Annotated in this window: 18 protein-coding genes; 4 read left to right on the top strand and 14 right to left on the bottom strand. The window is 42.3% G+C overall.

Features of this window, described 5'->3' with window-relative positions:
- Both GSY63_RS17865 and GSY63_RS17870 read right to left on the bottom strand, forming a co-directional pair.
- Positions 1 to 738 (bottom strand): ImuA family protein, encoded by a 738-nt coding sequence (locus GSY63_RS17865; protein ID WP_166587198.1) that lies wholly within the window; start codon positions 736 to 738, stop codon positions 1 to 3.
- Positions 739 to 749: 11 nt separating this feature from the next.
- A complete protein-coding gene (locus GSY63_RS17870; RefSeq protein WP_166587199.1) occupies positions 750 to 1,127 on the bottom strand; it encodes a hypothetical protein in 378 nt (125 codons plus the stop codon).
- Positions 1,128 to 1,326: 199 nt separating this feature from the next.
- Between GSY63_RS17870 and GSY63_RS17875 the strand changes: the two genes are divergently transcribed.
- Positions 1,327 to 2,325 (top strand): NHL repeat-containing protein, encoded by a 999-nt coding sequence (locus GSY63_RS17875; protein WP_166587200.1) that lies wholly within the window; start codon positions 1,327 to 1,329, stop codon positions 2,323 to 2,325.
- A 19-nt stretch (positions 2,326 to 2,344) separates the two neighbouring features.
- On the opposite strand, the gene GSY63_RS17880 is transcribed toward GSY63_RS17875, so the two are convergent.
- The 7 genes from GSY63_RS17880 to katG form a co-directional block, all read right to left on the bottom strand.
- Positions 2,345 to 3,427 (bottom strand): NHL repeat-containing protein, encoded by a 1,083-nt coding sequence (locus tag GSY63_RS17880; RefSeq protein ID WP_166587201.1) that lies wholly within the window; start codon positions 3,425 to 3,427, stop codon positions 2,345 to 2,347.
- Between the two features lie 141 nt (positions 3,428 to 3,568).
- Positions 3,569 to 5,425 (bottom strand): FG-GAP-like repeat-containing protein, encoded by a 1,857-nt coding sequence (locus GSY63_RS17885; RefSeq protein ID WP_166587202.1) that lies wholly within the window; start codon positions 5,423 to 5,425, stop codon positions 3,569 to 3,571.
- Positions 5,426 to 5,488: 63 nt separating this feature from the next.
- The gene (locus tag GSY63_RS17890) at positions 5,489 to 6,538 is read right to left on the bottom strand and encodes a metallophosphoesterase (RefSeq protein ID WP_166587203.1); all 1,050 of its coding nucleotides are present in this window, start codon (positions 6,536 to 6,538) and stop codon (positions 5,489 to 5,491) included.
- A 131-nt stretch (positions 6,539 to 6,669) separates the two neighbouring features.
- Entirely contained in the window at positions 6,670 to 7,200 is a 531-nt protein-coding gene (locus GSY63_RS17895) for a cysteine hydrolase family protein (RefSeq protein WP_166587204.1), read from the bottom strand.
- Between the two features lie 101 nt (positions 7,201 to 7,301).
- Positions 7,302 to 8,156: a bifunctional helix-turn-helix domain-containing protein/methylated-DNA--[protein]-cysteine S-methyltransferase gene (locus GSY63_RS17900; protein WP_166587205.1), complete on the bottom strand. Its 855-nt coding sequence runs from the start codon at positions 8,154 to 8,156 to the stop codon at positions 7,302 to 7,304.
- 31 nt (positions 8,157 to 8,187) lie between these two features.
- Positions 8,188 to 9,156, bottom strand: a complete 969-nt coding sequence (locus tag GSY63_RS17905) for an alpha/beta fold hydrolase (RefSeq protein WP_166587206.1) — start codon at positions 9,154 to 9,156, stop codon at positions 8,188 to 8,190.
- A gap of 143 nt (positions 9,157 to 9,299) precedes the next feature.
- Entirely contained in the window at positions 9,300 to 11,567 is a 2,268-nt protein-coding gene (gene katG / locus GSY63_RS17910; RefSeq protein WP_166587207.1) for a catalase/peroxidase HPI, read from the bottom strand.
- A gap of 298 nt (positions 11,568 to 11,865) precedes the next feature.
- Between katG and GSY63_RS17915 the strand changes: the two genes are divergently transcribed.
- The 3 genes from GSY63_RS17915 to fbp all read left to right on the top strand — a co-directional run bounded on the left by GSY63_RS17915 (position 11,866) and on the right by fbp (position 16,743).
- Positions 11,866 to 13,548, top strand: coding sequence for a tetratricopeptide repeat protein (locus tag GSY63_RS17915; protein WP_208094586.1), 1,683 nt, complete (start codon positions 11,866 to 11,868; stop codon positions 13,546 to 13,548).
- 104 nt (positions 13,549 to 13,652) lie between these two features.
- Complete coding sequence (locus GSY63_RS17920; RefSeq protein WP_208094587.1) at positions 13,653 to 15,518, top strand: MGH1-like glycoside hydrolase domain-containing protein; 1,866 nt, start codon at positions 13,653 to 13,655, stop codon at positions 15,516 to 15,518.
- A 172-nt stretch (positions 15,519 to 15,690) separates the two neighbouring features.
- Positions 15,691 to 16,743 carry a class 1 fructose-bisphosphatase gene (gene fbp / locus GSY63_RS17925; protein WP_166587208.1) on the top strand — a complete coding sequence of 351 codons (1,053 nt, stop codon included), beginning with the start codon at positions 15,691 to 15,693 and terminating at the stop codon, positions 16,741 to 16,743.
- 5 nt (positions 16,744 to 16,748) lie between these two features.
- Here fbp and GSY63_RS17930 read toward each other — a convergent pair whose 3' ends face one another.
- The 5 genes from GSY63_RS17930 to GSY63_RS17950 form a co-directional block, all read right to left on the bottom strand.
- Positions 16,749 to 18,101 carry a BatD family protein gene (locus GSY63_RS17930; RefSeq protein ID WP_166587209.1) on the bottom strand — a complete coding sequence of 451 codons (1,353 nt, stop codon included), beginning with the start codon at positions 18,099 to 18,101 and terminating at the stop codon, positions 16,749 to 16,751.
- A complete protein-coding gene (locus GSY63_RS17935; protein WP_166587210.1) occupies positions 18,095 to 19,855 on the bottom strand; it encodes a vWA domain-containing protein in 1,761 nt (586 codons plus the stop codon). Before GSY63_RS17935 ends, GSY63_RS17930 begins: the two co-directional genes overlap by 7 nt.
- Positions 19,856 to 19,860: 5 nt before the next feature.
- Positions 19,861 to 20,652, bottom strand: coding sequence for a VWA domain-containing protein (locus GSY63_RS17940; RefSeq protein WP_317168589.1), 792 nt, complete (start codon positions 20,650 to 20,652; stop codon positions 19,861 to 19,863).
- A gap of 181 nt (positions 20,653 to 20,833) precedes the next feature.
- Positions 20,834 to 21,319 carry a DUF4381 domain-containing protein gene (locus GSY63_RS17945; protein ID WP_166587212.1) on the bottom strand — a complete coding sequence of 162 codons (486 nt, stop codon included), beginning with the start codon at positions 21,317 to 21,319 and terminating at the stop codon, positions 20,834 to 20,836.
- A 30-nt stretch (positions 21,320 to 21,349) separates the two neighbouring features.
- The gene (locus GSY63_RS17950) at positions 21,350 to 22,303 is read right to left on the bottom strand and encodes a DUF58 domain-containing protein (RefSeq protein WP_166587213.1); all 954 of its coding nucleotides are present in this window, start codon (positions 22,301 to 22,303) and stop codon (positions 21,350 to 21,352) included.
- Positions 22,304 to 22,307: the final 4 nt, after the last annotated feature.

Raw genomic sequence — 22,307 nt, forward strand, 5'->3', positions numbered from 1 at the left:
CTATCCCGCTTTTAATGTTTGATGCGACAATTCAGCTACTGCTCTTTCTTCAGCCACGATCACAAACTGACCGGCATTCCATTCCACAGTCCAGGAGCCGGGGTTACCATTACGCACTTTTAGCAATTCCACATTCCATCGCGGGAAACCAACACCAGGCATAGCCCCCTCAAGCAAACTGGACAGCGGGGTAATTTGCCAACGTGCAGCGCAAGCAGTGGTACTAAGTTTTAACGGATCGGTACGAAGAATGAAGCCGGTAACTTTACTTTTCTCCACAGCCAACTGTAAACGCCGGGATTGAGTAAAACTAATTTCACGTAATTCGGCAACTACAGCAGCAAGCCCTTCACATTTAAGCGCCTCTTCGGTTGCCCAAAGTACCTCTTTTTCGTTTTTTAGATCTAAAAAAATAATCCGATCGGGTTCGATACCAAAACTGCCGAAGGCTATCGGAAATAACTTACGCGCTACGCCGATCCACAGGCAAGCGCTGCCCTCGCCCATCAAAACTTTTAACAAACCTCCAATAAAGCCACTTCCGGCCGCGGTATGTTCGGGTTCGAAGGTTAAAAATTCGTGAATGGTTCCCTTTGGGAAAACGCCATTTGGAAAAGCAACTTCAATTTCCCCTAAACCAATATGATCATGACTGCTTCCCGATGGAGCGGTAAAGCCTTGCCAGCGGAGAATATCCTTCTGCAACTGACTAATAAGTTTTTTCTGCGTATCGACCATGGCTTCATCTATTAGTTAAACTTAGGGTCGGGAAATACAGGAACAAACAGGCTCATTTGTGCCACCAACTTAACAATCATATAATTGGCAATAGCAGCACCTATCCGATTTATATCGTCTTGGCTTAAAGGGCTTTCATAATTGAGGTTCAAGTTTCCGTCGCCATAGAGCATGTAATATTCGCCATCTGTAAAACGACTATCGCGATCGTACCATTTACCGTTTACGAGTTGCAGTGTGAGTGTTGTAAAGCCTTTACCATTATAAAAATCGATGGTAAAAAGCAGTATCTGGAGTACGGCCTGTGCTTCGGCTGTAACTTCTTCTACCTGCAAGCGGGTTAGGCCCTGCATTAATTCAACATCGATAAAAAACTCTTCCGTAAACACAAAGCAAAGATAATACTAAAAATATTAGCATTTTAAAAGTATCTGAAATATTTTTTCTGAGCACATAATTAGTTGGTAACTAGGCCTATGTGAAGCTATACAGTTTAGTATACAACAGGGGTTATAAAGTCAAACAAAATATATTTTTCATTTCTTTTATTAAACCAAGTAAACTCGAAAACCTAAAAAACTTACAATTATGAAAAAGGTCGTTATTTCTGCCTTTGCTATTTTATTGGCGATTACCGCTTGTAAAAAAACAGAAAACGTACAGCCAACCGCTGACCCGGTTGTTACCGACGATATGGAAGCAACTAATGCTGTACTTGGGGTTTCAGAGCCAGCGTATACGGTGCGCACTATAGCCGGAGTTTTTGAACCGACGGTTTCCGACCCACATTTACGAAACGGGCCGGGGCCGCAAGCCAAATTCTATAAACCGCATGGTATAGCCATTGCCGACGATGGCAGCATTTATATAGCAGATTTTTTAAACGACGCTATCCGGAAAATTACTATTCAAAATAACGTTTATTCTGTTCCCTTCTCTTCTAATCCGCAAAGTGGCGGACTTTTGCCCGAAGCTGTTGAAATTGGCAGCGATGGCACCATTTACATTGTATCTACCGGATACGGCATCAGGATATATAATAAAGAAAGGGGCATTGACATTGTTAGTCGTATTGGTAACGCAGATTCTAACTTAGATATAGAGAAGGATAACAAAGGTGTGTTTTGGTTTGTGAACGACAATAGCTTAGGCAAAATTACCAATACAACTATCCAAAGAAACGTTGTAAACTTCTCGGATCTATTAGTGCCTAATACTAATGATAGATTACGCGGCGTTGGCGTGGCACCCAATGGGGTTAAGTACGTAAGCTGCACTACACGATTATTTAAAGTAGCTGCCGACGGGAGTGTTACAAGAATGCTTCCGAATGAAAAATTCACCTACATCAGCGGAATCTCCGTATCAACCGATGGTTCTACCATATACATAGCAGATGGTAATGTAATAAAACGGATAGTGAATAACACGGTTACTACTATTGCAGGACCAAATGGTGGTAGTGGAAAAGACGGGATAGGCTTAGCGGCCGATGTGGTAGCTGCAAATTTAGCACTGTCGAACAGTGGTAAAGCACTTTTTGTAACCGATACCAGGAATACTATCCGCAAAATTATTTTGCCTTGATAATAAACAGTAATGTTATTTATTTCAAAAAAAGCCGTCTGACACTATGATTTAGAAAATCGGTAAAATATAACGAGCTTTCATCTTTGGATAATGCCAAACAACGCGCACTAACGTCGGCATCTTTGCCTACGCCATCTTTGCCGTTCAGATTATAATGAGGTCCAACCAGGTATTTAACTACGCCGTTTGATAAGCTATAAATTGCAGCATCGGCAATAATATATAGCGTACGGCTATCCCTAGTAGCCACAATAGAATAGATATAACCCGAAAACACATCGCGATTGATACGGGTAAATTCGCCCGAAGAGGTTAACTTATAGATATTTTTACTGATAGCCAGATATTTTACACCGTTATATCCGCAATAAAAGGTACTAAAAAACGGCGCCTGTTTATCGGCAGTTGTTAATGAATCGCCAGGGGGGTGATAGCGATCAATGCCGATATTGCCACCCGCATTTAGTATAAATTTTTCGACGTCGCCAATATAACCAGTTAAAACATGTGTGTCTGAATACACCGGTGCAGCCCCACAAAACCACATATAATCATTGTAAGGATCTTTTTCAATATCATAATAATGATCGTCCGTACTATGATATGCAGGTGTAATTAGCTGCCCATTGGGTTTTAATATCCATACCTTATGTTTAGGATTAAGGGGACTTTCGGCTACAAGGATATTTATAGTCCCGTCTTTGGCTACTCGTACCGCCAAGGGTTGAAGCATGGTTTTACCGTCGCTGCTTTGCGGAATGGTTACTGTTGATACGATGTTGCGCGGGCTTATCTTTCTAATCTTGTTATTGCCGTTGTCGGCAATATAAATAGTGCCATCCTCAAGCATATCCATCCCTTGCGGATTATTGAACAGGGCTTGTGCGCCGGGGCCATCCTGATAGCCGTTTTCTCGGCTGGTTGAACTTCCGGCCAGGGTTAAAACAGTTAGTGGCGCCTGAATAGCATTGATAGTTACAGCTGATACCTCCAATTGTTGAGGTTTTTCATTCTTTAAAACCGGAGCATCGTTTTTTTTGCACGCAGAAAAAATAACGATGGTACTCCAAAGCAGTAGTTGAGACCCGCCGATTTTCATAGGAGTTGATTTTCAACTCAAATGTAATCAATCGTAACCCACTGTTAACCAAGTAATGGCATTGATAAAAAACAGAGAAAAAGTGAGAAATTCTCCTTTTTTCTCTGTTTTAAACACGCCGATCAAAATCCTTTGCTACTATTATTTTGCGAAATAATTTCTTAGCTCACCACTATTCTCAGCATAGTTCCAACGAATCTGGTCGCTTTTGCCATCTCCATTGATGTCTGCAAAAAAGAAATCTGTGTCTGCACTTTGCGAAGTACCTCTTAAGGAATAGTATGGCCCGGCAAATGTATTACTTGTTGTTGCGTAGTAAATTTTGAGCTTGCCTAAATAATTACCTGCGTTCCAGTATATTTTATCTGCTTTTCCATCGCCGTTTATATCTGTAAAATAGAAACCTGTTGCCGCCGATGCACTTGAAGCACCCGAGTCGGTAAACGAGGTTGATGCAGTAAACGTTCCATCGCCATCTGAAAGAAAAACGGAAGGCTTACCGGAGTTCAAAGTCGGTTGCCACAGAATTTTGTCTGCTTTGCCGTCACCGTTTACATCAGCATAATAAAATATAGAACCTGCGGTTGTACTTGCCCCCTCAGCACCAGAAACCACAGTACCGCTGAAATTGCCGCCTGATGTAGCCAGGTAAACACGGGTATGACCCGAATCAAACGTTCCGTTCCAATAGATCTTATCAGCTTTACCATCGCCGTTCACATCGGCAAAATTATAAATAGTGGTAGTGCCAGCGCTGGTGCCTTCGGGGTTATCAATTACCGTTGAACTGAAATTACCATTGCTTGTTGCTAAGTAAACGCGGGTATGCCCGGCGTTTAACGTTGGATCCCAAAGAATTTCATCAGCTTTACCATCTCCGTTCACATCAGCGTAATAATAACGCGTTGTGGTTGCTGTAGATGCGCCGGCCGTATGCACCACCGCAGCTGATGCAAATGTACCATCGCCGTTGGAAAGGAATATTTGCGGGCGGCCACTATCATAAGTAGCGTTCCAGTAAACCTTATCGGCCTTGCCATCACCATTGATGTCAGCAAACCAGAATTTGGTATTGGCATTTACGCTTTTTCCGTTGGCATCGGCATGAGCCCCACCAAAAATACCTGGTACAAAGTTTGCCATAACCGGCCAGTGATCTGACGGCCAAAAACTGTTATAACTCGTTGTGATTACCTTCCAGGAGGTAAAAGACATGCTTCTATCACTCGTCATCCAGTCGATCTTACTATGACCCGTGGCGTCCCAACCATGGAAGGTAAGATCGCCATCTGTATCTCCTAAAGCATCCACGATGTCTAAACCGCTTTTGAGGTTATTAATTTCATCGCTACCTGGCTGGGCATTAAAATCACCAAAAATTATTTCGGGGAGATTTTCGGTATTGTTTTGGTTAACAGCGTTTACCAGGGCCGTTGAGTTTTGCATCCTTACAGACTGTGAATCGAACTGCCAATGACTATTTGCAACAAAATATCTGAGCGAAGTAGTGTTATCTAATATTTTAGCCCAGGTGCCAGTATTGGTAGGCCCCAGCACAACCGTGCCGCTGCTCAGCAGGGTAAATCGGTTAGTTTTATAAAAAATAACTTTAGGCGTACCCATACCGGCCGATTCGTCATAATAAACACCATAACCCAGGGTAGCCATTTGCGGGATAAACCAAGACTCAAACGAGTTATCTGAAAACTCCTGCAGGCCGAAAATATCCGGGTTATTATCCACAATAATTTGGCGGATATTGCCCTGACGTTCGGTTATGGATTGAGGATCGGCTGCGTCGTTGTGCTTTATGTTAAAGGACAACACTCTAATTTCCGGACTTGTTACCGTGGCAGATGCGCTGGCAACCATTGACAGACTACTTTTCTTAACTTTTTCAGTTTCTTCTAGCTGCGATTTTTTACAGCTGGAGAAAAAGAGTAAGCCGCTTAAAAAACACGCTGATACTTTGATCAGACTCTTGTTGTTACTTTTCATGATAGGTGGGTATATTTTTATGAGATTTGGTTTCTTACAAACGGCCATCGAGCGGCCTAATGACTATTTTACCGGAGCATCAAACAAAGGAACGGTGAACTGGCTATCTGCATCAGTTTCGCTTTCTTTAAAATAAGGAGAGAAGGTTTTAACACTTAGCTCATTATTTTTTACCGAAAACTTGTAAAGACGCATTAAACCATGCCCTCCATTTGGCCGGCTCTGATAGTCATTCAGAAATGCTTTGATGGTATGCCCATTAAATGTTTCGGTACGATAGCCTTCGCCATTATCACCAACGTGGCCACATAACATCATAAACAAATTGGGATTGCCTTTTAAGCTTTCGTAAATAGCTTTGCCTTCGGCGTTAAAAGGGGCCTGCGGTGTATTTGACCCGGCAACGGGATTAAAGTGTAGGATAGAATGGCTAACAACGATGGCCTTACGCGATGCATTTTTCTTTAAAATATCGTTAGCCCAACCATACAAGCCTTCCTGGTCTTCGTTGTGCGAATCAAACTCTAGAAATACAACAATGAAATCAACACCGCCGGCAGTAAACAGGTCGTAATGACTATCATTATTATTACCATAGTGACCGCCATAATAAGGGCGACCTTCAAAATGCTTTACTCCGAAATACTGATTATAGCCGTTTGTTGTACCCTTAACCGGATATTGTGAGGGAAACTGATCATGGTTACCTACACTTAAACCATAAGGAATACTCACCGGATTTTCTAAACCGTAAAGGGCGGTTTTAGCCAAATACCATTCAGATCTATTGGTTACCGGATTATCACCGTGCTCGGTGATATCGCCCATGTGAGCTACATAAGCAATATTTTCTTTAACCTGGTGCTTTTGTATCCAGTCAATCTGGGCTTTAAACATATCAAATGTGCCACCTAGTTGCGCTTGAGCCAAATAGTATTGGGTATCGGGTAAAACGGCTATCGAAAAGTCACCGGGCTTAACAACCGCTGCCGGGCCGGGCGTATTGAGAACGGTATCGGTCAATACATTAGCCTTTGCCTGCGTTTGAAGAGTGATTGAAAGCATGCACATAGAAAGTGATGCTAATGCTGCATTTTTAAGTTTTGTCGTCATAGGATCTACCGGGGAAACTGTTTTTAGTTATAAGTCGATAAAGTGCTATAGACGTACTTATAATTAAAGTAATCTTTATGTTAACTATTTGTAAAGCAGCAATTCCGGCAGATCAAATGCCTAAAGTTGACCTATAAAATTACTATTCCCATATTGGCTAATTGTAACAAAGCACTTCTACGCACCTCTACCGCAGGTTGAATACCAAGTATTTCGTGCTCAATATCACAAGTTGCTGTGCCCTCAATTTCTATATACACGCTTAGGCCGCCCATAATTGCTTCACGAGCGGTGGTAGACACGCAGCCATGCGTATAAAACCCTATAATTATAACCTCACTCACATTCAGACTATTTAACCACTCTCCAATATCGCTTCCAGTGAAGGCTCCGTAAACATCCTTTCGAAATTCTTTTTCGTTATTAACTTCCTCCTTTGGGCCCAAGCCTCTAACAAATTCCGCCCCCCAGGTACCAGGCACGAATGCCGGCGATTCTGACGGTTTATTAAAATGCCTCACCCAAGCAATGGGCTTTCCATTCTTTCTAAACTCTTCTACCCTTTGTTTAATAACTTCTATGGTTTTTAGATGATCGGGAACAGGTCTTTTGCCATCTTTTGAGAACTCATTTTGAGCGTCGATAATAATCAGTGCTTTCATAATTTTTGATTTGATACCTTGTGATTTTAGCACAAGGTAAAACCAGCATTATGGGCCAACAACCTGATTCTTGCTGTAAATGAAATGCAACAGCTGCAGCATTACTGTGAGATAATAGCGTTTCTACCCATCTCCCAGGCTATCATAGCCTGTTTACGTACCTTGCCATAACTAAAATTACCTACTTCTCCACTTTTACATATAATACGATGGCAGGGTATCAGGTATGAAATAGGGTTTTTACCGGCTGCGGAAGCTACTGATCTGATACTTTCGGGATAGCCGATTTGTTCTGAGATCTGTTGGTATGACTTTACCGCACCAAACGGAATATTAACGAGAGCCTCCCACACTTTTATTTGGAAATCGGATCCTTGCACTAACAAGGTCAGTTTATCACCATTTATTTTATCGGGCTGAAATATTCTTTTGATGTAAGTTTGGGTTACGTCTGGACGATGCTGTAATGTGGCGAACTGCCACTTTCGGCTAAAATTCAAGTATTCATCTCGAGTATGGTCTTCATCTATAAAATGGATATCACAAACCCCACGTTCTGTAACAGCAATAAAACACATACCAAAAGGTGTAGCGTGATAGCCATAAGAAATCTCGAGATCCCTTCCTGCCGATTTATATTGTTGCGGGCTAACGCCCTCGATGTTCACAAAAAGATCGTATACACGTGACTGACTCGAAAGACCTGCTATATCCACAGCTTCAATTACGTTGGCGGTTTGTTTAATCTGTTGTTTTAAATGATCGAGCGTAAGGTATTGTAGAAATTTTTTAGGCGTTATGCCAACCCAATCAACAAAAAGCCTTTGAAAATGAAAGGGGCTTAGGTTTACCTTTTCGGCTATCTCATCTAAATCTGGTTGCGATTTAAAGCTATTAGCAAGGTAATTTACAGCCTTTTCTATCCGGTAGTAATTTATAGTAAGATCCTTGGCCATTGTATTTAAAATTAAAACTTAATAAGGATAATCAACGATTACATAATGCAGCGGTGGTGTCGTTATGAAGCACGTCTCTTATAAAGAAGCTATTTATAAGTTCCGCTATTTCAACTGTATCATCTTCTGTTGCAGCCCAATGACCTCCGTTTAACAGATGAACTTCTGCTTTGGGAACATCTTTAAGATAAGCCAGCGCTCCTGGGACAGTAAAATAAGTATCGTTCTTGCCCCAGGTAATTAACACAGGTGGCTGGTATTTTTTCAGGTATGCGTGCCACTTTGAATAACTCTTTACATTGTTAGCATAGTCAAACCAAAGCTGCATAAATAGCTCCAGGCGCCCTGGTTTCAACATTATTTCGGCATCCATATTACGACGGTCGGGGTTTACATTCGATTTGAGCTTCCTTTGTTCGGGCGAAATCAAGCTGGCTTTGCGGTAATAATCGATCCAGCCTCTTTCGTATTGCGTGTTTTTATCGCGCCAATATTTTTGTAGTTCACCATCAGGATTCTGTGCTTCAGGAAAACCTTCTATATAGGCATTACCATTTTGGATAATCAGTGCACTTATTCGTTCTGGGTGCTTAATTGCCAGCCTGAAACCTACAGGGGCACCATAATCCTGCATATATAAACTGTATCGGTGAATATTCAGGTAGTTCAATAAATCGTCGATAGTATTACTTATGTTATCAAAAGTAAATGCATATCCGGTTGTTGGAGGCGCATCAGAATAGCCATGCGCAGGATAATCTGGGGCAATTAAAAAGTATTCTTTTTTTAACAACTCCATTAAACCCTGGTACATTATCGACGAACTTGGAAAGCCATGAAGCAAAACAATTACCGGTTTATGAGGATCACCGGCTGTTCTGTAAAAGATATTTATACCGTTAACATTTTGCCAACGATAAGAGAAGCCGTCGCTTTGGGCGTGGGATACGGAGAAGAAAAACAGCAGAGACAAAAAAATGAGACTTGGTTTTTTGATCATGATTTAATGTTTGAGAGACACAAAATTTCCATTAGAATTAGGATTTCGCAACCTGATTCTTGCTCAATTACTAAATCATGCATAAAAAAATCCCCCAGTCCTTACATTCAGGATTGGGGGATCACTATTAGATCATTTTAATATCAGACCAAGTCGAACCTGTCCAGGTTCGTTATTTTAGTCCATACAGATACGAAATCATTTACAAATTTATCTTGTGCGTCAGCGCTTCCGTAAACTTCGGCTATAGCTCTCAGTTCAGAATTAGAACCGAATACCAGATCTGCGCGGGTGGCAGTCCATTTAACCTCTCCTGTGCCGCGGGCACTACCTTCATAAAGTTCGTTGCTTTCTCCTACGACTTTCCATTCGGTACCCATATCCAGCAAATTAGCAAAAAAGTCGTTGCTTAACTGGCCCGGGCGCGACGTAAATACGCCATGGTTCGAACCGTCGAAATTGATATTCAGCACTTTTAAGCCGCCCATTAATACGGTTAACTCCGGTGCGGTAAGGGTAAGTAAGTGAGCCTTATCAATCAGTAATTGTTCCGTGGCTACAGAGCCTTTAGATTTACGATAATTGCGGAAGCCGTCGGCAGCAGGTTCCAGGTAACCGAATGATTCTACATCCGTTTGCTCTTGCGAAGCGTCCATGCGGCCCGGTGTAAACGGTATAGTAACGGCGTGGCCCGCATCGCCGGCAGCTTTTTCAACGCCAGCATTACCCGCCAATACAATAAGGTCAGCTAATGACACTTTTTTTCCGCCAGCGTTGAAATCATTTTGAATACTCTCCAATACACCCAATACTTTTTGCAGTTGCGTTGGGTTATTTACTTGCCAATATCTTTGTGGCGCCAGTCGAATGCGGGCACCATTAGCACCACCGCGTTTATCAGATCCACGAAAAGTTGAAGCCGAAGCCCATGCGGTAGACACCAGTTCAGAAACACTTAAACCCGAGGCAAGTATTTTTGATTTCAGAGCGGCAACATCGCTCTCTCCTACCAATGCATGGTCAACTGTCGGGATAATATCTTGCCACAGCAGTTCTTCAGCCGGTACATCGGTCCCCAGATAACAGGCGCGCGGCCCCATATCGCGATGGGTTAATTTAAACCAAGCGCGCGCAAAGGCATCTGAAAATGCGTCAAAATCTTCCAGGAAGCGTCTTGATATTTTCTCATATTCCGGATCGAACCTTAATGCTAAATCTGTAGTAAGCATGGTTGGAAGATGCTTCTTTTCGCTATCGTAAGCATCCGGGATAATCGCTTCGGCATTTTTAGCCACCCATTGATGCGCACCCGCAGGGCTCTTGGTTAATTCCCATTCAAAGCCGAACAGGTTTTCAAAAAAGTTATTACTCCATTGGGTTGGCGTTTTGGTCCATATTACTTCTAAACCGCTGGTAATGGTATCAGCACCAACTCCGGTACCATAGCCATTTTTCCAGCCAAAGCCCTGTAATTCCATATCAACAGCTTCCGGTTCTTTTCCCACGTTATCAGCAGAGGCTGCACCATGAGTTTTGCCAAAGCTGTGGCCACCGGCTATCAGCGCAACTGTTTCTTCATCGTCCATTGCCATACGTCCAAAAGTATCACGGATATCTTTAGCAGCCATCACCGGGTCGGGATTACCGTCCGGGCCTTCTGGATTTACATATATTAAACCCATTTGCACAGCAGCAAGCGGTTTATGCAGGTTGCGACTATGTATATCGCCATCAGCATCGTCATCAGCCACCAACACACCATGACCTTCAACTACACCTGGCGAACCGTGCGCATAACGTATATCGCCGCCGAGCCAGGTAGTTTCAGAACCCCAATAAACAGATTCGTCGGCCTCCCATACATCTTCACGGCCTCCCGCAAAGCCAAATGTTTTAAAACCCATCGACTCGAGCGCTATATTACCGGTGAGGATCATCAAATCGGCCCATGATATCTTGTGACCATATTTTTGCTTAATTGGCCAAAGCAACCTACGAGCCTTATCTAAACTCACATTATCCGGCCAGCTATTTAAAGGGGCAAATCGTTGTAAACCAGCGCCGCCACCACCACGGCCATCAGTAACACGGTAAGTGCCTGCGCTGTGCCATGCCATACGTATAAACAAACCACCATAGTGGCCAAAATCTGCCGGCCACCAATCCTGCGAATCGGTCATTAACGCATGCAGATCGCTCTTAACCGCTTCCAGATCGAGCGTTTTAAATGCTTCGGCGTAATTAAAATCTTTATCCATTGGGTTTGATAAAGAAGAGTTCTGGCGCAGAATATTGAGTTTAAGTTGATTTGGCCACCAATCCGTATTTCGGGTGCCACCTCCACTAACATTTTGTTTCATGCTACCGTTGAGAAACGGGCATTTGTCGATGTCATTTGAGTCCTTTTCCATTTTTATAGGTTTGATTTGATTAAACGTATATCAGTACTTTCTGATTTGTGTTTTATAAAATTAAGAGATTGGATAAAGCAATCACAATCATTTAATTCTATAGCCAATAGTCAAAACTTATGGCCACCCAGCTTTTGAATTAAAGATGCAGTTTGAATATTAATTAGGTAAGGAGTTAATGTGAAGATAAGGATAGCAAATAAAAATTCAATAAAAAGCAGGTAGCTTTTAATACTTTATAATTGTCGTTCGACACCTTTCTTACAAGAAATAAATTGCGTTAAATTTGTTTTTTTTGATGATGAAAAAAACATTGTTTAAACTACAATTGCTTTTTTTTATATCATGTGCGCTACTTGTATCGTGCAAAGGAAAAACTTCGGCTCCTTCTAAAGAAGCCATTGCCCAAATTGGGCTTAAAAGAGGTAAACTTGTTTTATGTGGTGTACCCGAAAAACATTTTGGCTCTGTTGATTTTGAGATATCTGGTGAAGGAAAGATAAAGGAAGATTTTAATCTCGCGGTGGCTCTGCTGCATTCATTTGAATATGATGAAGCCGAAAAAGCCTTCGCTAAAATTATTGACGAAAACCCGGACTGCGCTATGGCCTATTGGGGTGTAGCTATGTGCAATTATCACCCGCTCTGGACTCCTCCTACTGGATTTGAACTTGAGAAAGGTGCCAGAGCCGCGGCGATAGCACGATCTATTACACAAAAATCAATACGAGAGACGGAGTATATTGATGCCATTTCCAGCTTTTATACAGATTGGGACAAAGTAGATCATCATACGCGAAGTGTTAATTTTGAACATGGTATGGAAAAAGTACACAGGGATAATCCAGGTGATAAAGAAGCCGCGATATTTTATGCGTTAGCCCTTGATGCGGCCGCCGATCCTACCGATAAAACTTTTAGGAATCAGAAAAAAGCTGCCTCTATTCTATTTGCGCTATATCCTGGTGAACCTAATCACCCCGGTGTAGCACACTATATTATTCACACCTATGACTATCCCGGGCTGGCAACCTTGGCTTTACCTATGGCCAGAAGATATGCCTCCATCGCTCCTTCTTCTGCACACGCACTTCATATGCCCTCACACATTTTTACCCGACTAGGCCTTTGGGACGAATCCATTAATTCAAATCTTGCCTCCATATCATCAGCTCAATGCTATGCGCCCGCTGCCGGTATTAAAGGCCATTGGGATGAAGAACTGCACGGCATGGATTATTTGGTTTATGCTTATCTGCAAAAAGGAGAAAACAAACTCGCAAAAGCACAGTGGGACTATCTTAACAACATTACGGACGTATATCCTGTCAATTTTAAAGTTGCTTATGCATTTGCTGCTATTCCTTCGCGCTATGTACTCGAAAATAAGCTTTGGGCCGAAGCAGCTAAACTAGAATTGAAACCGAAAAAAATTCCATGGAGAAACTTTCCCTGGCAGGCAGCTATTGTCCATTTCACACGCTTAATGGGGAATGTGCATTTAAATAATCTAGATTCCGCAAAAGTTGAGTTAGCAAAACTGAACGTGCTTTGTGACACTCTCGTCAAACAAAAAGACACTTATAAAGCCAACCAGGTAAAAATACAAATTACAGCGTCGGAGGCCTGGATAGCCTTTTATAAAAGAAATAACGACGAAGCATTAAGGTTGATGAATCTTGCTGCTAATATGGAAGACCAGACCGAAAAACACCCTGTTACACCTTGCGAAGTGATCCCGGCCCGAGAATTATTGGGCGACATGTTGTTGCAAATGAACAAACCAGAACAGGCCCTGCAAGCATACGAAGCCGATTTAAAAACACACCCCAATCGACTTAATGGAACAAAAGGTGCCGCTTTGGCAGCAGAGCGTAGTGGCGAAATTAAAAAAACTGATTACTATCATCTCCAACTATTAAACCTTGCAAGTGGCGGCTCTGGCAGACCAGAGTTGGCGGCTATAAGACAGCCTTATTAATCAAATAGTCAGAATTTATAAGGGCATAATCTATACATTTGGTTTTAAATACCACTCCGTTGGTCAGTACAACGTAGAAAAACCTGCATCTGTTTAAACAACCTATGAATAGATTTCTCTATAAAAAAGCTTCCATAGTTACCGTCATGCTAATCGGGGTAATTATGGCAATAACCTCCATGCCGATACCATGCTTGGCTCAAAAAGATCTGGTGTACAATCAAGAGTTAAATCGGCTAAAGGCTAGCGCTGCAAATCAATTCTCTGCTCAAATAGATGAGTTTAACGCTTATCCCAACCGGCCTGCTTCCGACGGTCCATTTAACGCTAACAATAACAAAGCGTTTCTGCTGACCAACGCCCCATTATTCTCGAGTTCTGATAGCATGATTACCAAAGTATACAACTACCGTTGGTGGATGATCAGCAAACACCTTAAAGAATACTTTGACCCTACCGATAATCGCAACTATTGGGTAGTAACCGAATTTTTTGGCGTAAAACCCTGGGCGTCGCTAAGCGGAGCCATTACCTGCCCGGCGGGGCAGCAGTTTTATGATGTGCGTTGGTTACGTGATGATAAGTACTTAAAATCATATGCCGAATATTTTATGAGCGGCTCCGCATCTAGATTGAACCAAAGGGAGAATGGAAACTTCCTGACCTATCTGAGTCGGCCAGAAAGTCACCATTTCTCTAGTTGGATGGTAAACGGCATTGAAGCTTTTTTAAAAATTCACCCCAACAATAACTGGCTGCACACCATGCTGCCATATATGGAAAAGCATCAGCAGGTATGGGATAGCTTGTTTACGGTAAAAAATCCGGGCTCAAAAACGGATGGGATGTATAAGATACTGGATTTGTATGATGGTATGGAATTCAGTCTTTCTGCCGTATTAGGGCTCATTCACAGCGATGGTGCTTACAGTCTTTATACCAAAGATGACTGGAGGAATTACTATTTAGGCTGGGAAACTACAGGCAATGCCGAAAAATCTGAGCAAGCTAAAATGTATCCAAAAGCTTTCCGTAAGGGCTATCCTGATTTCTATTTGGTGAGGCCTTCAATCAATAGTTATGCTTATGGTAATCTACAGTCGCTAGCCAACTTGTATCAATTAGACGAAACGGACGATAAGTCACATCACAAGCCGGGCAAAGCCGCCTATTATTCAGCCAGGGCATCGAACCTTCAGAATAAAGTTTTAAAATTACTTTGGAACAAGGACGACCAATTCTTCAACACCTACAGCGCCGGCGACAATGAGTTTGGGGCCCGCGATTACGAAGCAAGAGTACGAGAATCTGTTGGTTTTACGCCATGGTATTTCAATATGATTCCGGCTGGGGAATATAAAAATTATAGCAAAGGCTGGGAGATGTTCTCATCTCGGAAAGGCTTTTTCAATACTGCCGGCATGACTACAGCCGAACAGCAGCATCCTTACTACAACGAGCAAGCTTACGCCTGGAACGGACGCGGCTGGCCTTTTGAAAATTCGGTAGTTTATAAAGGATACGCCAATTACCTGCGTAATTATAAAAAAGGTGGCACTTCCAATGAAAAGGAACTATTATACGGCTATATTGAAAAGCTGGCCCGTATGCACGGCAATAAAGAATTGAACATTGGCGAATGGTATATTCCAAGTAATGGAAAAACATTTGGTGGCGAATCGGATTATTTCCATTCTACCTTCCCCGATATTATTATCGAAGACCTTTTAGGATTTAAAGCGACCCATGAAAACAAGTTTTCTGTTATGCCACTGCTACCCGACGACAAATGGGATTATTTTTATTTAGGCAATATCCGTTACCACAATCACGATATTGACATTATCTGGAAAAAAGACTGGAACACGCAACAGCCTGGCAACCAAAGTAAATTATGTGTTTGGGTGGACCAAAAACTCGTAGCATCGGGTCCATCGCTAAGTGAAGAGCTTATAGTGAATTTACCCTAATGGCCGGGGCTTGCTTTTGTTATTTACTATATTGTAAGAGCTGTTGCGATTATGCCCATTTATGAAACTTCTCAATCGATTGCGTAAATAATTATCTGATTTCGAGACTGTAAAAGATTTCTTCGTATTAAATTGGGACAACACTCCAATTTATTACAGTCAATAATCAAATATGACAGCCTTTAAAACTCTTGGACAATTTATAATAGAACGGCAAAAGGATTTCCCTTATGCTAAGGGGGAACTTTCGCGACTGTTGCAAGACCTGAGCATAGCCGCCAAAATTGTTAACCGGGAAATAAATAAAGCGGGCTTGGTTGATATTCTTGGAGATGCCGGCTCTTCAAACATTCAGGGCGAATCTCAGAAGAAACTAGATATTTACGCGAATGAGCAATTCATTGCTGCTCTAAAAAGCGGTGGCGAATGTTGCATTGTTGTTTCGGAAGAGAACGACGAGTATGTAGTAATTGATTCGGACGTTTCTACAGATGCAAGTTATATTGTGGCGATAGACCCATTAGACGGTTCGTCTAACATCGATGTAAACGTTGGCGTGGGAACTATTTTCTCCATCTATCGAAGGAAATCGGCAATTGGCGCAAATTCTACAGACGAGGATGTATTACAAATAGGAACAGAGCAGGTTGCGGCAGGTTACATCATATATGGCTCGTCGACCATGTTGGTTTACACTACAGGTAAAGGTGTTAATGGATTTACACTCGACCCATCAATAGGGGAGTTTTGCCTTTCACACCCCAATATGACTGTTCCTGAGTCAGGCACTATATATTCGATAAATGAAGGTAATTATATCCATTTCCCCGACGGCGTGAAGAAATATATAAAATATTGCCAGGTAGAAGATGCTGATACCAACAGGCCTTATACTTCAAGGTATACCGGTTCGATGGTTGCCGACATCCATCGGACATTAATAAAGGGCGGTATTTTTATTTATCCTCCAACAACAGGCGCAAAAAAGGGTAAACTGAGGCTCATTTACGAATGTAACCCAATGTCTTTTATTATTGAACAAGCTGGAGGAAAAGCTTCGGACGGATACAAACGGATTATGGAGATTGAGGTTAAACAACTCCATCAACGTTCGTCGATATTTATCGGATCAAAAGACATGGTTAATTTGGCCGAGCAGTTTATGTTATCTTTTTCGCCCAAAAAGTTCGTTACATCTTTTGAAGGAGAAAACAAGATTCAATAGATGTGTTAATCTAACCCCGTTTGATTGATAGAAATCTTATCATTTGTGTTTGCACCGGCGTTACACTTAAGTTCGGCCCGATATTGCTTAACGTGTTTCTTAAAAGTAGATTCAACATTCACTGAAGAACTATCACCCGAGTATTCTTGCTTATAGTAGGATGCAAGCTTTTCATTTATTAACTCATCGCCCTTGCTTTTGGCGTCGTTTTGTATTGATGCCGATTTATTGGTAACAGGAAATCGATCCCACCAGAAATACATATTTTTTAACAATACAGGAAAGCTAGTTGATGATCTGTTGAATTTGCCAAACCAGTAATTTTCGCCCGACAAATAGATTTGACGCTTTTTCATCAGCCACTTCACCAGCTTTATTATCATTTTGATAATAAAATAAAGAACGCAGATTCCTGCCAAGGTGTACAACGCGAAATAGTACCACGGTATGCCATATACAAGCCACGGGCCATGCTTAACAGCTATTGTAGGTTGTACAGGTTGCTTGGTAGCCAAACTATCTTTTAATGTTTTTAAAATCCCCAAATTAGGGTTAGGCCCTACATGAATGCGCACTGCCGGTGTATTTCGCTTATAGATCTTGCCATTAACAGGATTAAACCATTCGATACTAGAGGCAGGCAATACAAAGTTACCTTCCTTCTCCAGGAGATAGGTAGCGGTTTGTGTACGGGTTCCATTGGCATCATAGTCGTCGCGGGTATCTGCCAGAGAAACTGAACCGGGATAAACACCAGCCCAATCTAAACTATCGGCCTTTAGTTCGGGAATAAATTGCGGCAAGGTTCCGCGGGCATTAATAGTAATGGTGCTGTTAATTACATCGCCAACTTTTAATTTATTCAGCGGTTTATTCCATTTTTTGCTAATGGCAACATCTTTGGCCACAAACCAATTATCACCCGAAAAATTTTGAGGAACAGGTTTTACGATATAGGGCACCGGACTCGTTTTAACAGTAACCTTTTTCGCAACCGACTCATTGAGGGGCGGCGTTGTAGCCACAATACTTATTGCCGGCAGCATAAACCGACCGGGTTTGTATGGAAATACGATGTAGTAAAATTGTAACCCCGCATACTGCTTTCCATTAATCGTAAACATGCCGGGCATAGTCCTGTCAAAAGGGATTATAAACGCATTCGGAATTTGCAGATTCTCAAAGTCTAAAGGAGCCGTATACCAGGTAGCCGTTAATACGGTTATAGTTACTTTAAATGGTTGCTGTGCATATACCGAATTACGATCTAACTGTATTTGCGCAAAGCAGCTAACCTGGGCTTTCGCAGTCAGCAAAGTTCCCATCAGAAAGATCAAAAAAAGCATCTTCTTTACCATGGCGTTTTGCTTTTTTTAACGTTCCGGTCATAAAGTTTTTCCTGCAATAAAAACCTTCTGTGCAGAAATTCCCCCGGATCTGCGGCTGCTCTTCTGAATAAAATATTGCTGGCTATCTGTCCACTCTTATCGGGATTAGTTCCTTTTTCAAACTTTTTTGCTTCTCGAGCTCCATGAATATTGCTTAGGGCCTTATCCGTAGCACGATCGCCGGTCTTAGGCAAGTTCTTCACCCGGGTATCCGCGCTGAGTTTTTCGTCGTCTGTTTGAGGTTTATGTTCTTTAAGTGGATTATTCTTATCCTTCTGCTTTGATGCAATTTGTTTATCTCCAAACTTATTGGTAATAGACTGATGCTCGTATTGCATAACCGAATCAGCCCGGTGTTTAATAGCTTTCGCAGCCTGAATACTTTGATCAACTTGCCCTTTCAATGATGGATCAAGTGTGATGGCATTTTTAAAGGCATCTTCCGCAGCATCAAATCTGCCTAGTTTGGTTAGCGCCAGTCCACGATTATAATTACCGGCAGCAGACGAATCCAGCGCAAACAAGTCAGCTGCAGCCTCGTAATTACCGGCTTTGTAATAAGCTACTGCTTTATGCTTATCATCCTCAAATCGCTCTGCTGCTTCGGCATATTTGCCGTTGTTCTGTAATAACTGACCCTGGTAATCTTTGGTATACCACCAATCGGGATTTTTGGATTTAAGGCCGCAGGAGGATAGGCTTAACATCGCAAATATTAAAATGCACCATTGTATGGTCCACCCTCTCCTGAATGAGAATGCGGTAATAGCCAATGCAGGAATAAGCAATAAATAGCCCATATCATCCCACTCTTTAGCATCTTTTTTCTTTTCAGACTGGAAATATAGCTTCTTACTAACCCTAGCGGCAATGCCCTTTACATCTGAGTTATCCAACGTTAAATTGGTAATGGTGATCTTGGTATCCTGCGACAGGTTCTGCAGCACGGCAGGATCTTGTTTCGAGATCACTCGAGGATAGCCGGGTATTACAGCACCGTTTGGTGTCGAAACCAATAAAATTTCTAAATGGTGAATTGATTTATTAACCCAATTACTTAGCAACGTTGCATCGCTATTATCTATAGCATCGGTCATTAATAGTACTGTGCTTGGCGCAGTTACATGCTTCATCATCGTATCAACTTGCTGCAGCAATACAGGTATATTACTGCCCTGAACTGGCATAATTTTGTTAGATAAGCTTTGCGATTGAAACTTAATAATCTTATAGTCGCTCGTAAATGGTAATACCGGATGCGCAGTACCGGCAAACGCAACCAAACCTGCCCGGGCACGCGGATTGGCATCCAGAAAGTCAATAACCTTAAATTTTGCCCTTGCTATGCGGTCGGGGTTAATGTCTTTAGCCATCATCGACCGCGATAAGTCTAGGGCTATTAATACCACGGCTTGTATTTTTTGTCCGGGTATTTCTTTCTTTTTCCAGGTGGGTCCGGCAAGGCCAATAATCATACAGCTTGCGCCGATAATAAACAGTAACATCGGCAGTATCATAGTCCAGTAGCTACCGCTGCTAAACATATATTGTCGCAAAGGTTCGGCCACCATAGTTTTCCATTTTTTGCGTTCTTTGTTGCTGATAATTAGAAGCAGTATAATAACAGCCAATGGCGCAAACAAATAAAGCGCACGGTGCCGCAAGAAGTGAAACTCCTCCCAGTTAATGTGTGTGATGATATCTTTAAGCTCGTGCCAGTACATATCCGTTAACTGCTTGGTCTGAATAAATTGATTATCGCGTTAATAAATGGTGCCACCAAAGCCAATAGAACCGCCACTGCTAAAGGATAATAATACAGGAGCACCACAGGCTTGTAAACATCTTCATCGTACACCACGGGTTGCAGCTTATCTAATACAGCATAGACGTTTTTTAACTGCCCGGAATTCATTGCATTGAAATATTGGCCATCGGTTGTGTTGGCTATATCTTTCAGTGTTTTCTCATCCAAATCATAGCCTCCGCTACCTCTCGCCTGACCTATCCCTATGGTATAAATCTTTATCGAATCGCGTTTTGCCGCCTGAGCAGCATCAAGGGGCGAAATGTCCTGTCCCCCGTCTATACCATCTGTAAGCAGCAGCATTATTTTTTGCTTAATGGTGTCCTGCTTAAAGACTTTAATACCGTAGGCTATAGCACTGCCAATACTGGTCATTTGGCCGGCCATACCCACCTCCGTTTGATCCATTAACCAGCTTACGGTTTCGAGGTCTGTTGTAAACGGCGACTGCAGATAGGCATTGGTGCCAAACATTACCAACCCCACCTGATCGCTTTTACGGTCTTTCACAAAACCTTTCATAATAGATTTTATCGCGCCCCAACGCGTCAATCTACGGCCACCTACATGCCAGTCGGTAGTGGCCATGCTTAGCGAAATATCCGTTACGATTAAAAAGCTCCGTACAGTTTTAGTTTTCTTAGCTGGTTTACCCACGTATCGTGGCGACGAAGCTGCTGCCAACAATGACAACCAGCAGCCAGCCAGTGCCACCCAAGTCAATAAGTTCTTACTACTTATCCATGCCCGCCTTTTAGGGCGTTGGCTAGATACCGCCGCTGCTCTTTTAAAAAACGGCGCTATAAGTCCAGTCCTTTTTTTATGTAGAGGCGGCAGGATGACGTACACAACTAATGGTAATGCAGCCAGCCAAAAGACCCATTTATATGCAATTTCAAACTGCATGGATGTGCCTTTTATGTTTCCTGATCCAACGCCTTACTTTGTTGGTAAAGGCCTGGGCGTCATCGGCTGAAACCGACTGCCCCGATTGATATATAGTTTCGTTAATCAAAACCTCATCCTTGCTGTCAAAAGATTTTTCGTGCCAAGTGGTATTGATAAAACCTATCCACTCCCCGTCTCTTAAGCCAGATACCCGTTGCCTGCCGTAGCGGCTCATGGCAATGCGTTTAACCAACATATTGGCATCGTAAACCAATAGTTCGAAAGCATTTACCTCGGTATACTTTTTTTCTGTAGAAGCCAACAGTAGCAGCGCATGCTTGCGGTAGCGGTTTAATTGATAATATTTGATTAATAGCAGTATTAGCCCAGCCAACAATATCAATAATAAAGCACCCAGTACGTACCATCCTGGTGTATTAAAAGTGAAGGGAACTGGTTGGGGTTCTATTAATTTTCCAATCTGCTCATCCATAAATCTTAACTGTTATAGGGCTAAGCCTGGTTATTTCCTTATTATTTTACCCATCGCATGCATAATCTGGTCTTCGATGGCTTCTTCGGTGTTAAAAAACACGACGGGAATGTCATACGGACGAAACTCTTCGCGCAGGTTATGCTGCATCTCGGTGAAGCTATCTATGTATTGTTTGCCCCAGTTACGTTTGCTGTTTCGCCAATTGGCTTGGCGTTTCCCATCGCTCAAGATTAGTGTCCCCTCGGGCAATTCCTGATCAAGCCTGTCGTAAATGTGTACCAGCATTACATCATTATGCTGACTTAGATTCCGCAGATAACGACGAGTTTGATCATCTATGTTTGAAAAATCACTGATCACAATTACCACATAGTCATGCGTGATAGCTGCCTGCGTTTTTTGCAACATGCTATTTAACACTTCTGTATTGGATTCAACTACCTTGCGTAAAGGCAGAGTTTGATTTCGATTTACGATGCATTGTAAAAAGTACTGAACCTGTGCCTTGCTTCGCTTAGGCATCATAAAATCCATACCTGCTTCGTTAAAAACTATGCCGCCTACTCTATCACCACGTTTTATGGTATAAAATGCGCTGATGGCCGAAACATGTGCTACAGACACGGCTTTAACAAAGCGTTGCGAACCAAAAAACATACTACTGCTTTGATCGGCCACGATGAAAGTTGGGCGTTCTTTTTCTTCGTTAAATACCTTAGAGTAGGTTTCGCCGGTGCGGGCGGTTACCCGCCAGTCTATGTTACGGATATCATCCCCGGCTACGTACTGCCGCACTTCTTCAAAATCAAGCCCACGGCCACGCAATTTGGAAGCATGTCGACCGGCCAGCACGGAGTAGATAGGGTGCTTGGGAAGTATATTACCAGATTGAACCAAAAATTCAAAACGCATCAAATCCTTTAAAGTAGTTACTACTTCGGGTGGGTATGACGGTGTTTTGTGTTTTCCGAATCCAAACATGGTG

This window comes from Mucilaginibacter agri (assembly GCF_009928685.1).
GTDB classification, from domain to species: domain Bacteria; phylum Bacteroidota; class Bacteroidia; order Sphingobacteriales; family Sphingobacteriaceae; genus Mucilaginibacter; species Mucilaginibacter agri.

What these genes read in the sequence shown, in the direction of transcription:
- fbp (WP_166587208.1), top strand. Translation starts at nt 15,691, where the DNA reads ATGACAGCCTTTAAAACTCTTGGACAATTTATAATAGAACGGCAAAAG.
- GSY63_RS17880 (WP_166587201.1), bottom strand. Translation starts at nt 3,427, where the DNA reads ATGAAAATCGGCGGGTCTCAACTACTGCTTTGGAGTACCATCGTTATT.
- GSY63_RS17920 (WP_208094587.1), top strand. Translation starts at nt 13,653, where the DNA reads ATGAATAGATTTCTCTATAAAAAAGCTTCCATAGTTACCGTCATGCTA.
- GSY63_RS17945 (WP_166587212.1), bottom strand. Translation starts at nt 21,319, where the DNA reads ATGGATGAGCAGATTGGAAAATTAATAGAACCCCAACCAGTTCCCTTC.
- GSY63_RS17915 (WP_208094586.1), top strand. Translation starts at nt 11,866, where the DNA reads ATGATGAAAAAAACATTGTTTAAACTACAATTGCTTTTTTTTATATCA.
- GSY63_RS17875 (WP_166587200.1), top strand. Translation starts at nt 1,327, where the DNA reads ATGAAAAAGGTCGTTATTTCTGCCTTTGCTATTTTATTGGCGATTACC.
- GSY63_RS17895 (WP_166587204.1), bottom strand. Translation starts at nt 7,200, where the DNA reads ATGAAAGCACTGATTATTATCGACGCTCAAAATGAGTTCTCAAAAGAT.
- GSY63_RS17890 (WP_166587203.1), bottom strand. Translation starts at nt 6,538, where the DNA reads ATGACGACAAAACTTAAAAATGCAGCATTAGCATCACTTTCTATGTGC.
- GSY63_RS17950 (WP_166587213.1), bottom strand. Translation starts at nt 22,303, where the DNA reads ATGTTTGGATTCGGAAAACACAAAACACCGTCATACCCACCCGAAGTA.
- GSY63_RS17865 (WP_166587198.1), bottom strand. Translation starts at nt 738, where the DNA reads ATGGTCGATACGCAGAAAAAACTTATTAGTCAGTTGCAGAAGGATATT.
- GSY63_RS17935 (WP_166587210.1), bottom strand. Translation starts at nt 19,855, where the DNA reads ATGTACTGGCACGAGCTTAAAGATATCATCACACACATTAACTGGGAG.
- GSY63_RS17930 (WP_166587209.1), bottom strand. Translation starts at nt 18,101, where the DNA reads ATGGTAAAGAAGATGCTTTTTTTGATCTTTCTGATGGGAACTTTGCTG.
- GSY63_RS17905 (WP_166587206.1), bottom strand. Translation starts at nt 9,156, where the DNA reads ATGATCAAAAAACCAAGTCTCATTTTTTTGTCTCTGCTGTTTTTCTTC.
- GSY63_RS17885 (WP_166587202.1), bottom strand. Translation starts at nt 5,425, where the DNA reads ATGAAAAGTAACAACAAGAGTCTGATCAAAGTATCAGCGTGTTTTTTA.
- katG (WP_166587207.1), bottom strand. Translation starts at nt 11,567, where the DNA reads ATGGAAAAGGACTCAAATGACATCGACAAATGCCCGTTTCTCAACGGT.
- GSY63_RS17900 (WP_166587205.1), bottom strand. Translation starts at nt 8,156, where the DNA reads ATGGCCAAGGATCTTACTATAAATTACTACCGGATAGAAAAGGCTGTA.